Origin of the sequence: Duganella rivi (genome assembly GCF_009857435.1) — a bacterium.
GTDB lineage: Bacteria > Pseudomonadota > Gammaproteobacteria > Burkholderiales > Burkholderiaceae_D > Rugamonas > Rugamonas rivi.
In genome coordinates this window covers 82,229-95,563 of sequence record NZ_WWCK01000008.1, presented here as the reverse complement: position 1 = coordinate 95,563, position 13,335 = coordinate 82,229, and the positions used below count along the sequence as shown (strand labels likewise).

The 13,335-nt window shown below is 61.8% G+C and carries 13 protein-coding genes; 1 reads left to right on the top strand and 12 read right to left on the bottom strand.

Annotated features, from left to right (window positions below):
• Position 1: 1 nt before the first annotated feature.
• From GTP45_RS25440 to GTP45_RS25400, 9 genes are all read right to left on the bottom strand, one after another.
• A complete protein-coding gene (locus GTP45_RS25440; RefSeq protein ID WP_161016628.1) occupies positions 2-1,069 on the bottom strand; it encodes an enoyl-CoA hydratase/isomerase family protein in 1,068 nt (355 codons plus the stop codon).
• Positions 1,070-1,079: 10 nt separating this feature from the next.
• A complete protein-coding gene (locus GTP45_RS25435) occupies positions 1,080-1,988 on the bottom strand; it encodes an alginate lyase family protein (protein ID WP_161016627.1) in 909 nt (302 codons plus the stop codon).
• Positions 1,989-2,045: 57 nt separating this feature from the next.
• A complete protein-coding gene (hpf, locus tag GTP45_RS25430; RefSeq protein ID WP_161016626.1) occupies positions 2,046-2,405 on the bottom strand; it encodes a ribosome hibernation-promoting factor, HPF/YfiA family in 360 nt (119 codons plus the stop codon).
• A 76-nt stretch (positions 2,406-2,481) separates the two neighbouring features.
• A complete protein-coding gene (locus tag GTP45_RS25425; protein ID WP_161016625.1) occupies positions 2,482-3,954 on the bottom strand; it encodes an RNA polymerase factor sigma-54 in 1,473 nt (490 codons plus the stop codon).
• A 6-nt stretch (positions 3,955-3,960) separates the two neighbouring features.
• A complete protein-coding gene (gene lptB, locus GTP45_RS25420) occupies positions 3,961-4,713 on the bottom strand; it encodes an LPS export ABC transporter ATP-binding protein (RefSeq protein ID WP_161016624.1) in 753 nt (250 codons plus the stop codon).
• Position 4,714: 1 nt separating this feature from the next.
• Positions 4,715-5,293 (bottom strand): lipopolysaccharide transport periplasmic protein LptA, encoded by a 579-nt coding sequence (gene lptA / locus GTP45_RS25415; RefSeq protein ID WP_166454743.1) that lies wholly within the window; start codon positions 5,291-5,293, stop codon positions 4,715-4,717.
• A gap of 11 nt (positions 5,294-5,304) precedes the next feature.
• Positions 5,305-5,898, bottom strand: coding sequence for an LPS export ABC transporter periplasmic protein LptC (gene lptC, locus GTP45_RS25410; RefSeq protein ID WP_161016623.1), 594 nt, complete (start codon positions 5,896-5,898; stop codon positions 5,305-5,307).
• 12 nt (positions 5,899-5,910) lie between these two features.
• The gene (locus GTP45_RS25405) at positions 5,911-6,441 is read right to left on the bottom strand and encodes a KdsC family phosphatase (RefSeq protein ID WP_161016622.1); all 531 of its coding nucleotides are present in this window, start codon (positions 6,439-6,441) and stop codon (positions 5,911-5,913) included.
• 11 nt (positions 6,442-6,452) lie between these two features.
• The gene (locus GTP45_RS25400) at positions 6,453-7,442 is read right to left on the bottom strand and encodes a KpsF/GutQ family sugar-phosphate isomerase (protein WP_161016621.1); all 990 of its coding nucleotides are present in this window, start codon (positions 7,440-7,442) and stop codon (positions 6,453-6,455) included.
• 75 nt (positions 7,443-7,517) lie between these two features.
• Here GTP45_RS25400 and GTP45_RS25395 point away from each other — a divergent pair, with 75 nt between their 5' ends.
• A complete protein-coding gene (locus GTP45_RS25395) occupies positions 7,518-9,500 on the top strand; it encodes a monovalent cation:proton antiporter family protein (protein ID WP_161016620.1) in 1,983 nt (660 codons plus the stop codon).
• Positions 9,501-9,666: 166 nt separating this feature from the next.
• Here GTP45_RS25395 and GTP45_RS25390 read toward each other — a convergent pair whose 3' ends face one another.
• From GTP45_RS25390 to GTP45_RS25380, 3 genes are all read right to left on the bottom strand, one after another.
• Entirely contained in the window at positions 9,667-10,824 is a 1,158-nt protein-coding gene (locus GTP45_RS25390; RefSeq protein WP_161016619.1) for a GGDEF domain-containing protein, read from the bottom strand.
• Between the two features lie 65 nt (positions 10,825-10,889).
• Positions 10,890-11,741 (bottom strand): MOSC domain-containing protein, encoded by an 852-nt coding sequence (locus GTP45_RS25385; protein WP_161016618.1) that lies wholly within the window; start codon positions 11,739-11,741, stop codon positions 10,890-10,892.
• A gap of 2 nt (positions 11,742-11,743) precedes the next feature.
• Complete coding sequence (locus GTP45_RS25380) at positions 11,744-13,312, bottom strand: NYN domain-containing protein (RefSeq protein WP_161016617.1); 1,569 nt, start codon at positions 13,310-13,312, stop codon at positions 11,744-11,746.
• Between the last annotated feature and the right edge of the window lie 23 nt (positions 13,313-13,335).

Here is a 13,335-nt window from a genome sequence, read left to right as displayed (position 1 = left end):
CTCACCCCAGGTGGCGCAGTGGATGGGCGTAGTCCGGCCACACCGGGGCGAACATGGCCTGCACCATTTCTTCGGTGACGGCTTCCAGTGTGGCGGGATTCCACTTGGGCTGGTTGTCTTTGTCGATCACCAGTGCGCGGACGCCTTCGATGACTTCGCCGTTTTCGAAGTTGCGGCGGACTAGCGCGCGTTCCATGCGCAGGCAGTCGGCGACGTCCAGTGCCGCGCCGCGCTTGATCAGTTCGTGGGTGACGCACATCATCAACGGCGAGCGGGTCGCCATCACTTCCAGCGTTTTAACAGCAAAGTCGCTGCTATCGGTTTTCAGCGAGGCGACGATGGCGGGCACGGAGCCGGCACGGAAGTGGCGGTCGATGGCGGCGCGGTTGGCGGCCAGCGTGCTATCGCCGGCGTTATGGCCTGCGGCGTAGGCAGACAGCGCGCCAGGCAGCCCAGCGCCCGGCGTGGCGGTCAGCAAGGCATCCAGGGCGGTGCGATCTGACAGCGGCGCGTAGTGATCGGCCAGGCCAGTGTAAAGCGCGTCGGCAGCGTTGATGGTAACGCCGGTTACACCAAGGTAAAAGCCCAATGCGCCAGGCGCGCGCGACAGGAAGTAGCTGCCGCCCACATCCGGGAACAAGCCGATGTTCACTTCGGGCATGGCCATCTTGGTTTTATCGGTAACGATGCGCACACCACCCTGCGCCACGCCCATGCCGCCGCCCATCACCACGCCATCCATCAGCGCGATGTAAGGTTTGGGATAGAAATGAACTAAATGATTTAGCGAATATTCCTCGGTGAAGAAATCTTCCACCAGCGCGCTGCCGTTTTGCGGCGTGGTGCGGCCCGCTTCGTAGAAGAAGCGGATGTCGCCACCGGCGCAGAACGCTTTCTCGCTGCTGCTGCGGATGACCACAGCGCCGACCGCCGCGTCATCGCGCCACGCCAGCAGCGCTTGCGTAATCGCGCGCACCATGTCGAGGGAAAGGGAGTTCAATGCCTTGGGCCGATCCAATACGATCAAGCCGGTGCCGTTGCTTACGCTGGTGTGGATGTATTCGCTCATGCCTCCAATTCTACTTCAGATGCTCGAGCGGATTCGGCACATCGAGCGAACCGCCCAGGCGCGGCTGCCACAGCGCCTTGCCCACCGTCGGCGGCTTGCCCTCGTGGCGGTTGTAGGCCACGGTCACTTCGCGGCTGCCAACCGGCTCCTGTTCAAAGCCTGTGCGCTTGGCAATGCCCGACGGATCGGCCGAGCTGGCCACGGTGAACGCCACCAGCGTATCAAGCCGGGCATCATGCACGTCGAGAATGGAGGCCATCAGCGCCAGCGGCGTGGCCGCATAGACCTGGTAATGCAGCGCCTTGCCGGCACGCTCCATCTCGGCCGGCAGCGCGCCGTCGGCTTCCATCTGGCCCAGTGCGTGGTAAAGCACCTTGCGGCCCCAATCGAGGTAGCGCGCTTCGCCGGTGACGCCGCCCACTGCCGTTACCGCCAAGCCTTCCCAGTAGTAATGATTATTGCGCCCGCCCTGCTTGGCGTCCGAGTGCGCGATGGTAGCGTCGGCCAGCGCCTTGAACCAGCCTTCGATCAATGCGCGCTGCGAGGGCGTGGCCTGCTGCTGTATGCGCGCATAGCTCAAGGCCATGCCGCCCAGCGTCCACTTGCGCACGTAGTAAGCCTGCTCGCTCGACATCTTGCCCAGCATGGCTTTCTGCTCGGCCCAGCTGGATAGCCAGGTCAGCGCGCAGGCGGCATCGCCCTGCCCGTTGGCGTCCCGCGCCACCTGCGACAGGAAGTCTTCAATCGGTTTGGTGTTCGCGATATTGCGCGCCCGCAGCGCCGGGTCGATCACCGAGTGGTGCTTGTCCGAGTAGTAGCTGTTGGCATCGATATCGCTGCGGGCCGGTGGCGGCGCGTCACACGCGTAGGAGGCGCTGCTCGCCAGCACCAGTAAAATACAAGTTAAACGTTTAACCATATGCTCCTCAAAAAGGGCGCCCTCGTGCGCCCTTAGTTTGATGTGCCGGCGCCGTTGTTATAGGGCGGCGGCAGCGGGTTCGTAGCTATCCGGGATATGCTTGATCGCATCGTGCCCGTAAGATTGGACTTTGGCTTTGTATTTCATGACTTGACGATCCAGCTTGTCGATCAAGGTATCGATAGCGGCGTACAAGTCTTGCGACAGGCTTTCCACGTACACGGTCTTGCCGGACATACGCAGGTTGATTTCAGCCTTTTGACGTTTATCTTTCTCTTTAAGGTTATCCACGGTCAGGATGACCGCAATATCAATCACTTGATCAAAGTGGCGGGTGACACGTTCCAGCTTATTCTGCACGTACTCGCGAATCGCTGCGGTCACTTCGAGATGATGTCCACTGATGGTCAGATTCATACACACTCCTAAAGATATGTCGCTTCTACCGGTTAGTGCGCTGCTCCTTGCAGCCGAGCGCGCAGGAACCAACAAACTACAAAGACTTGCGGAGACTGACTGGTGGGATCTTTAAGGCCTCGCGATACTTGGCAACAGTGCGCCGCGCAATCACCATGCCTTGTTCTCCCAGCATGTCCGCAATCTTACTATCGGATAAAGGATTTTTCGGGTCTTCTGCTCCTGTCAATTGCACGATCAATGCGCGTATCGCCGTCGAACTTGCTTCCCCGCCAGCTTCGGTGGCGACATGGCTACCAAAGAAATATTTCAGCTCAAACATGCCGTGCGGGGTCAGCATATATTTTTGAGTTGTTACGCGAGAAATAGTGCTCTCGTGTAGTCCCAGTGTATCAGCAATTTCGCGAAGCACAAGGGGGCGCATGGCAACCGCGCCGTGCGAGAAAAAGTTCTTTTGTCTTTCTACTATCGCCTGTGCCACGCGGAGAATCGTATCGAAGCGCTGGCGCATATTTTTAATCAGCCATTTGGCCTCTTGCAATTGCGCGCCCATGGCGCCTTCACCCTTGCCCTGCTTGAGCAGGTTGGCGTACATGGCGTTCACGCGCAGGCGCGGCATGACGTCGTTGTTGAGGCTGACCTGCCAGCCGTTGCGCGATTTTTTCACGATCACATCCGGCACCACGTAGTCCGACACGTCCGACGCAAACGCGGCGCCCGGATGCGGATTGCACTGGCGAATCACCGCTTGCGCTTCACGCAAATCTTCGTCATCGCACAGCAGGGTTTTCTTGAGCTTGTTGAAGTCGCGCTGCGCGAACCACGTCAGGTGATTTTCAACGATGGCCAGCGCCATGCGGCGCGTCACCATCGGCACGCCGGGCAGGCGGCGAATCTGGATCGCCAGGCACTCGGATGCATTGCGCGCGCCCACGCCCATGGGATCGAAACTTTGCAGCAGCTTCAGCGCCGTCTGCAACTCTTCGATTTCCACTTCCAATTCTTCCGGCAAGCGCGCGTGGATTTCTTCCAGCGCTTCTTCGAGGTAGCCATTTTCATCGAGCGCGTCGATGATCAGTTCCACCAGCGCGCGGTCGCGCGTCTCCAGCACCGTCACGCGCATCTGTTCCATCAAGTGCTCGCGCAGCGTGCAGTGATGGGCTTCGAGTTGCGGCCGCGATTCCTCGTCGTCATTGTTCTTGCTGCGGCCCGAATCGCCCCAGTCCATGTCGGCATCGGGCGTGGTGCTTTCCGTGTCGGCGCCGGGCGCTTCGTAGTTGTCGGCTTCGGCAGCCGGAGCCTCGCCCGGCGGGCCTTCTGCAGGCGCTTCCCCTGCCGGTGCCTGCTGGCTGATGGCGCCATCGGCCAGCAGCCGCAGCGAGTGATCCAAAGGATCGTCCAAACGTTCCAGCAGCGGGTTATCGGTCAGCAGCTGTTCCAATTCCTGATGCAGCTCCAGCGTCGACAGCTGCAACAGGCGGATCGACTGTTGCAGTTGTGGCGTCAACGCGAGGTGCTGCGACGTGCGCAGTTGCAAAGACTGTTTCATTAGGGATTACATACGGAAGTGTTCACCCAGATAGACGCGACGCACCGACTCATTGGCGATGATGTCGTCTGGACGGCCGGAAGCGAGCACCGTCCCCTGGTTGATGATATATGCGCGGTCGCAAATGCCCAGCGTCTCGCGCACATTGTGATCGGTAATGAGGACGCCGATGCCGCGTTCCTTGAGGAAGCGCACAATGCGCTGGATCTCAATCACGGCAATCGGGTCGACCCCGGCGAATGGTTCATCGAGCAGCACGAAGCGCGGGTTGGTCGCCAGTGCACGCGCGATCTCGACCCGGCGACGTTCGCCGCCCGAGAGCGACAGCGCCTGGTTCTCGCGCAGCTTTTCGATTTGCAAATCGGCCAGCAGGGTATTGAGCCGTTCATCAATTTCCGCCTTGGATAAAGGCTTGCCGTCCACTTTCTGGATTTCGAGGACGGCGCGTATATTTTCTTCCACGGTCAGCTTGCGGAACACCGACGCTTCTTGCGGCAGGTAGGACAAGCCCATGGTGGCGCGGCGGTGGATCGGCAGCGAGGAGATATCGGTGCCGCTGATATCGATGCTGCCCGCATCCGACGGCACCAGGCCGACGATCATGTAGAACGAGGTGGTCTTGCCGGCGCCGTTCGGGCCCAGCAAGCCGACCACTTCGCCGCATTCCACTTGCAGCGACACGTCATGCACCACCTGGCGCTTGCCGTAAGTCTTTTGCAGGCCTTTAACGATCAGGGTGCTACCGCAGGATGATTCCATCTTATTTCCCCGGCGCTGGTTGGGTGGCAGGCGCCGGCACGGCCAGCTTGCTCGACGGCTGGATCACCATGGTGCTGCGGCCCGCGCCCGGCTTGCTCTCGCCGCTCGGCGTGTTCTTCACGGCGAAGAACTCCTTGCGGCTGTCGTAGGAAATGAATTCGCCATCGACCTGGCTGGCGGCCTTGGCGCCTTCCAGGCGCTTGATCTGCGCCTTGGCATACAGCTTCACCAGCTCGGTCTTGTTATCGTATTCGATGCGGTCGGCCTGGCCTTCAACCCACTGGTCGCCGGCGCCGTCCAGCTTCTGGCGGAAGGTCGCCTGCACGCCCGGCGCGCTGTTCAGCACCACGAACTGGTAGCCTTCCGGGTCTTCCGTCACCACCGCCTTCGGCGACTTCATCAGCAGCGTGCCGCGGGTCAGCACCACGTTGCCGGTGAAGGTCTTGATCTGCTTGACGTCGTCGGACTCCAGCTGATCGAAGGTAATCTGGGTCGGCTTGCTGGAATCGGCCTTCTCGGCTTGCGCCACGCAGGCGGCCAGCAGCAGTGCGGCCGACAAAATCAGTTTGGTCATCTTCATGTTTCGTTCCTTCAGTGTGCCGCGCGCGGCGGCATCGTAATCGTTCCGCGTCCGCCCAGTTCGATCTGGCGGGTGGCGTTGTTCGCCTTCATGCCGGTGCCGGTGGCGGTCGTGCGGCCAGCCAGCATCTCGACCTTGGCGTCGGTCTCCATCCGTTCTTCATCCGGGTACACGGTTAGCGTACTGGTCTTCAGGCGCAATTCCTGCGCTTGCTTGGTGGCGGGTCGCACCACGTCCACATTACCACTGAGCCTGACGCGCGTATTGCCCTGATCGACATACGCGGTCTGCGCGTGGATACTCATCGGCGGCTGGCCGCTGGCGAGGCCGTGCACAAACGGCTTGTCGATCACCGAAGTGTCCTCAACCGGATGGTGCGTCAGCTTGTCGCCGGAAATAATGTAAGCCGGCTGGCCTTCCTTGCTCATGCGTACGGTGCTGAAGCGGTCAATGATGTAATCGGGCTCCTCGCGGAATTTATCCGCCTCGGCTTCCTGCCCGGCCTGATTGACCACCTGCACCAGCCAGAAGCTGCCGACGGCCACGAACACGCCGACCATCATGATCAGGGTAAGCTGCCAACGGTGTGCTGTTCTTTTACGCATGATTGATCCCCATCAAACGAGGAATTGCGCCATCACGCGCTCGTACAAGCCTTGCGCGTGCAGCACCAGCTCGCAGACCTCGCGCACCGCGCCGCGGCCGCCAAAGGCCACCGTGGTGTGATGGGCGCGCTCCAATACTTCCTTGCGGCCGTTCGGCACGGCGACGGCAAAACCGACGCGCGCCAGAATCGGCAAATCCACCACGTCGTCGCCGATGAAACCAACTTGATCCACCGTGAGGCCGGTCTTTTCCAGCAGGGCGTTGAACGGCGTCAGCTTGTCGTGGCCGCCCTGGTGCAAATGGCTGATGCCGAGGTCGGCCGCGCGCTTGATCACCTGCGGCGAGGTGCGCGCGCTGATGATGGCGGTCTGGATGCCGGCTTCCTGGATCAGCTTGATGCCGAGGCCGTCCTGCACATTGAAGGTTTTCAATGCTTCGCCCTCGGCGCCGTAATGCAGGCTGCCGTCGGTCAGCACGCCATCCACGTCGAAGATCATCAGCTTGACGCGCGCGGCGCGTTCCACGTAGGTCAGTTCGCTCATTAGATCACTCATTAGATTACTTTTGCGCGCGTCAGATCGTGGATGTGCAGCGCGCCGACCAGCTTGCCGCCGGCATCGGTCACCAGCATCTGGTTGATGCGGAAGTGTTCCATGATCGCCACCGCATCCACCGCCATTTTTTCTGGCGAGATGGTGCGCGGGTTGGCGTGCATCACGTCGCCGATCACGACCTTGCTGAAGTCCTGCACTTTTTCAATCATGCGGCGCAAGTCGCCGTCGGTGAACACGCCGATTGGCTTGTGCTCGGCATCGACGATGGCGGTCATGCCCATGCCCTTCTGCGTAATTTCCAGCAGCGCATCGGTCAGCTTCACATCGGCGGTCACGCTCGGTACGTCGGCGCCGCTGCGCATCACGTCTTTCACGTGGGTCAGCAAACGGCGGCCCAGCGCGCCGCCCGGGTGCGAACGGGCAAAGTCTTCTTCCTTGAAACCGCGCAGATCGAGCAGCGCCACGGCCAGCGCATCGCCCAAGGCCAAGGTGACGGTGGTGGAGGTGGTCGGCGCCAGATTCATCGGGCACGCTTCCTTGGCGACGGCCACGTTCAGGTGGACGTCGGCAATGGTGGCCAGGCTGGAGCCCGGCTTGCCGGTCATGGCGATCACCTTGCTGCCCATGCGTTTCACCACAGGCAGGATGGTCATCAGTTCCGAGCTTTCGCCGGAGTAGGAAATAGCAATAAATGCATCATCGGCGGTGACCATGCCGAGGTCGCCGTGCGCGGCCTCGGCCGGGTGCACGAACAGCGCCGGGGTGCCGGTCGAAGCCAGCGTCGCAGCGATCTTGCGGCCGATGTGACCGGATTTGCCAATGCCGGACACGACAACGCGCCCCGTGCAGTTCAGCAGCAGGGAGATGGCCCGCACCACGCTATCGTCATTGGCGAGACGCGCGTTCAGGGCATTGATGGCATCCGCTTCGTTCTGCAGCGTGTCTTGGGCAAGACGCAGTGCCGTTTTTGCATCAAAAGCTTTCAGCATTGTTTTTTCATGGGTTACACTCATGCCCAAGTATAGCCGAATTAAGAAAGCAAAAAACTTGCCAGTCACAACAAAATGACGTTTTCCCCACTCGAATTGACCTTGTTGCTACTGGGCAGCGCCGTGCTGGGCGTGGTTGCATTCCGCATGATGCATCTGCCGCCGATGCTGGGCTACCTTGCGGTCGGCATCCTGATCGGCCCTCATGCGCTGGGCATGGCCGAGCAAAGCGAGACCACCCACGGCCTGGCCGAATTCGGCGTAGTGTTCCTGATGTTCTCCATCGGGCTGGAATTTTCGCTGGCCAAGCTCAAGGCCATGCGCGCCATCGTGTTCGGGCTGGGGCTGGCGCAGGTAGTGCTCACTATCGTCGCAACCATGATCTTTGGCTGGACGATCGCCACCCAACTGCCCGCCAACCTGCAAATCAGCTGGCAAGCCGCATTTGCCTTGGGCGGCGCGCTGGCCATGTCCTCGACCGCCATCGTGGTCAAAATGCTCACTGAACGGCTGGAACTCGAAAGCGAGCATGGCCGCAAAATTGTCGGCATCCTGCTGTTCCAGGACTTGGCCGTGGTGCCGCTGCTGATCTTGATTCCTTCGCTGGGCGAGAGCCCGGACAAGCTGGTCGAGACACTGGCATGGGCCGGTTTGAAGGCCGTCATCGTGCTGGCCCTGCTGCTGTTCTTTGGCCAAAAAATGATGCGTACCTGGTTCACCATCGTGGTCAAGCGCCGTTCGCAGGAGCTGTTCATGCTGAACCTGCTGCTGATTACGCTGGGCGCGGCCTGGATCACCGAGCGCGCCGGCCTGTCGCTGGCCCTGGGCGCCTTCGTGGCCGGCATGCTGATTTCCGAGACCGAGTACAAGCACCAGGTGGAAGAAGACATCAAGCCGTTCCGCGACGTACTGCTGGGGCTGTTCTTCATCACCATCGGCATGCTGCTCAATGTGAAGCTGGTGGCGGCCAACTGGTGGCTGGTGCTGCTGTTGCTGTGCGCGCCGGTACTGATGAAGTTTGCGCTGATTGCCGGCCTGGCGAAATTGTTCGGCGCCTCGGACGGCGTGTCGATGCGCACCGGCCTGGCGCTGGCGCAGGCGGGCGAGTTCGGCTTCGTGCTGCTCAATCTCGCGGCCGGGCACAACCTGATGGATTCCTACGTGGTGCAGGTGGTGCTGGCGTCGATGGTGCTGTCGATGCTGCTGGCGCCGTTCATCATCGCGCAGTCGGACAAGATCGTGATGAAGGTCTCCAGCAACGAGTGGATGATGCAGTCGCTGGCGCTGACCAAAATCGCCAGCCGCACCATGGCCACCAACAAGCACGTCATCGTATGCGGTTTCGGCCGCAGCGGGCAAAGTCTTGCCACCTTGCTGGCCGAGGAAAAGATCGATTACCACGCGCTGGATCTCGACCCGGAGCGCGTGCAGGAAGCGCAACTGGCCGGGGCCAGCGTGTCCTACGGCGACGCGGCAAGGCGCGAGAGTTTGGTGGCGGCCGGCATCTACCGCGCCAGTGCGGTTGTGATTACCTATGCCGACACGCGCTCTGCCCTGCGCGTGCTGCACCTGGTGCACGAGCTGACGCCGGCGCTGCCGGTGATCGTGCGCTCGCATGACGATACGGATCTGGACCGCCTCAAGCAGGCCGGCGCGGCGGAAGTGGTGCCGGAATTGATGGAAGGCAGCCTGATGCTGGCCTCGCACGCCTTGGTGATGCTGGGCGTGCCACTGCGGCGCGTGGTGCACCGGGTACAGGCAGCGCGCGAGGAGCGTTATGCCTCGCTGCGCGGCTACTTCCACGGCATGAGCGATGCAGCGGAGGAAGCGGACATGGAGCGCCTGCATTCGGTCACGCTGAATGGCAGCGCGCCGTGCGTGGGCCGTTCGCTGGGGTCGCTGGATGTGAATGCATCGGGGGCCGAAGTGGCCAGCATCCGCCGCGGCAAAGGCGGCGTGGAAGTGACGCCGGATACCACCTTGCAGGCCGGCGACGTGGTGGTCTTGCGCGGCGGCGCCGAGGCCGTCAACCGCGCCGAGCAGCGCCTGACGCGGTAACGGGTTTGACGCTGCGTGTCGTCGTAAAAATGCGCGGCACCAACCCAACCCGCACACCGCTGCGGCCAGGGTCTGACCCTGTACGGGGTCAGACCCTTTCGTTCGGGGTACTAATAGCGATGCATTAGTCGAGCGCAGCGGCAACGCGACGACTCACCCCGCAAGATCAATCCTCAACCACGCTCACCACACGATTACGTCCGTGCTCCTTGGCGTAGTACAACAAATCGTCAGCACGCTCGATCAGCGCGCGGGCGATGGCTTCCGGCTCGCCTTCCGCCGTGCCCACCTCCAGGCAAGCCACGCCAATCGACACCGTCACCGACAACTGCAACTCCGGCGACAACGCAATCATGCTGCCCGCCACACTGGCGCGAATCCGCTCGGCCACAAACGCCGCACTCTCCAGATTCGCATCAATCAGCAGCACCACGAATTCCTCGCCGCCAAAGCGCGCCAGCGCGTCCGACGTCCGCAGCTCGTTCTTGATGCGCCCCGCCACCTCGCGCAGCACTTCGTCACCGCCGCCATGGCCCACCGTGTCATTGACGCGCTTGAAGTGGTCAATGTCGATGTACATGAAGGAAATCGGATACTGCTGGCGGCGCGCCCGCGCAATTTCTTCCAGCAGGCGGCGGTCGATGTAGCGGCGGTTATACACGCCGGTCAGCGAATCAGTCAGCCCAATGTACTTGAGCATCTCGTTGGAAATTACGTTCTCCAGGCAGATGGCAATAATCGACGCCATATGCTCGATAAAGTCGGTGCCCAGGCTAGGCGTGAAACGGGTCGGATCGCAGCTGCCCAAATTCAAGCTGCCAATAATGCGCTTGTTGCGCAGCAGCGGCACCAGCGCCACACTCTGCAAACCGGCCGGCGCATTCGGGAACGATTCCGCGTGACGCTGCTTGTCGTACATGCCCAGCAGCGGCTTGGGCGTCGGCGAATACACGTTGCGGCGGCCCAGGTCGAAGCCCAGTTCATCCAGCGTTTCTACGAAAATCAGGCCGGGGAAATCCTCAAACACCACGTCCAGCTTGAGCATGACGGTGCGGATATCGGCATCCTCGTCGATCAGCGTCAGCGTCACGCTATCGAGCTCGGAAATCACCGGCAGCACGCGGAAGATGGTGCCGATCAATTCAGGGAAATTACTGGCGCCGACGATCTCCAGGTCGAACGCCTGGTGGCGGGTCATGATGGAGTGATTGCGCTCGGCCTGCTCCAGCAGGTAAGCCATGCGCGCGCGCAATGCCCGGTTCTCGGCCGCCAGATCATGTTGATCGGTCTGAGGCGGAAGTTTCCCGGTTGCGGATTGCGTCATGATGGCCCTTTCTTGCGTACGCTTACCTTACGCTAAGTTGCGGCGGTTGTGAATGCTTGGCGGTGTTAAAAAGCCAATGCAACTTCAATTTCTTGACCTACGCGCACGCGCTGGTCTGCGCCGGAAACCAGGATGCTGTTCATGCCGAAGCATAGCGCGCCTTCCAGTTCCGGCTTGGCGCGGTAGCTTTGCATGATGTCGAGCGGATCCGGGCCGAATTCGCCAGTGGCTTGGTCGATCGACGGCATTGGGCAGCGCGGGCACGGTTTGACCGGCTGCAGCACGGCGTCGCCCAGTTGGAACGATTCGGCGTAGTCTTCCTCGAAAGCTTCGATGCCGTCGATCACGAGATTCGGGCGGAAGCGGTTCATCGGGATGGCGCTACGGCCGGCAGCGACCAGTTTCTGATTCAGGTCGTCCAGCGAGGCATTGCCGGCCACCAGAATAGGATAGCCGTCGGAGAACATGGTGGTCGCTTGCACGCCCTTAGTCCAGGTGGTGCTGACGGCCCGTTCGGCGTTGGCGTGGAAGCGCGCGAGGCGGCATGGCACGCCGATGGCCTTGGTGAACCATTCAGCGGTCAGGGCGTCGCAATCGTAGGCCAGCACGCTGTCGTCCCAGACCTGGGTTTGCAGCGTTGGCGCAGTTTGCGGATCCGGCAGGCCGAGCGGGATTTCGAGGCGCAGCATGCCGGGGGCTTGCAGTTCCAGCGTGCTGCCTTTCAGCGTCGGCTTGATCAGTGCCATGCGCGGATGTTCGCGCTGGGTCAGTGCGACGCCGTTTTCGTCCACCACCATCCATTCACGATCATAAATCTGCGCGGTCATCAGACCGAGCGGAGTCAGCGTAGCTTCCTCCAGCGACAGGCCGGCGCAGGATTTGATCGGGTACAGCGTGATGGCGGACAAGGTGGGCATCGTTACTCCTCGGTTGGGGCGGCTGCGGCTTTGGCTTTCGGTGGACGCGGCTTGCGCGCAGGCTTGTCGGCAGCAGGCTTGGCATCAACCGGCTTGTCGGCCGCCGGTTTATCGGCGGCTTGCTTGGCTGCGGCAGGCTTGGCTTTCGGCTTACCTTGCGGCTTGCCTTTTGCGGCCTTGGCTGGCTTGGCGACCGCCTCACTCTCGGCTGCCACGGCCGGCTCACTCGCCACCGGTGCGGCGACCGGCGCTTCAACCGGGGCTGGAGCGGCTTCCGGCGCGGCGGCAGCAGCTTCTGGCGCCTTGCCTTTCTTGGCCTGCTCCTTCAGCTTGCGTGCTGGCGGCTTGGTGCCGTTTTTCTTCTTGGCTGGCGCTTCGCCCGATGCAGCGGCTAGTGCCGCTTCAGCAGCATCGCCTGCGTTCGTTTCGGATGGCGCGGCGTCCCACCATGCGCCCGATGCGGCGGCCGGTGCGGACTCGGTGGCGGCTGGCAGCGCTGCATCGGCTGCGGCCGTTCCGGCGTCGACGATGGCGGCATCCGAGGCGTCAGCGCCAACAGCATCGGCGCCGGAGCCGCCTTGTGCGCCGCGCTGTTGCTGCGCGAGGCGCTGGGCTTGGCGCTCGGCGAAACGCTCGGCGGCAGTACGGCCACGGTTGCGGCTACGGCGCGATTCCTGCTGGCCGCCTTCTGCCGGCACAGCCGCGCCTTCAGCAGCGCCCAGGCTCTCGCCCTGCGGCACCACCGGCGACGGCACACCGCTGCCACGGTACACATACGCACCCGACTTCTCATCGCGGCCAAACTCCAGGTGGCCGCGCGCCTTGCATTCCTCGATCAAGTTGCCGAAGGTGCGGAAGCCGTAGTACGACTCGCTGAAGTCCGGCTTGCGGCGCTTGATCGCCTCTTTCAACACCGAGGCCCAGATCTTGCCGCTATCGCCACGCTCCAGCACCAGCGCCTCGAAGGTATTGACGGCGATTTCCACTGCCTGATTGCGGCGCTTCTCCATCTCCTCGCGGCGCGCGCGTTCCTCTTCCGGGGTACGCTTCACCTGCGGCTTCTCGTTGCTTGCCTCGCGGCGCGCGCGGCGGCTCTCGCGCACCAGGTCATCGTAGAAAATGAACTCGTCGCAGTTGGCTACCAGCAGATCGGAAGTCGACTGCTTGACGCCCACGCCGATCACCTTCTTCGCGTTCTCGCGCAGCTTGGACACCAGCGGCGAAAAATCGGAGTCGCCCGAAATAATCACGAAGGTGTCAACATGGGACTTGGTGTAGCACAGGTCCAGCGCATCGACCACCATGCGGATGTCGGCCGAGTTCTTGCCCGACTGGCGCACATGGGGAATTTCGATCAGCTCGAAGTTCGCTTCATGCATCGGCGCCTTGAACGACTTGTAACGGTCCCAATCGCAATACGCCTTCTTGACCACAATGCTGCCTTTGAGCAGCAAGCGCTCCAGCACCGGCTTGATATCGAATTTTTCGTAGTTAGCGTCACGCACGCCGAGCGCCACGTTCTCAAAATCGCAGAACAGCGCCATGCTGACGTTTTCGTTGGAAGAAGCCATGAAGAGTATTTTCTAGTGTAGGG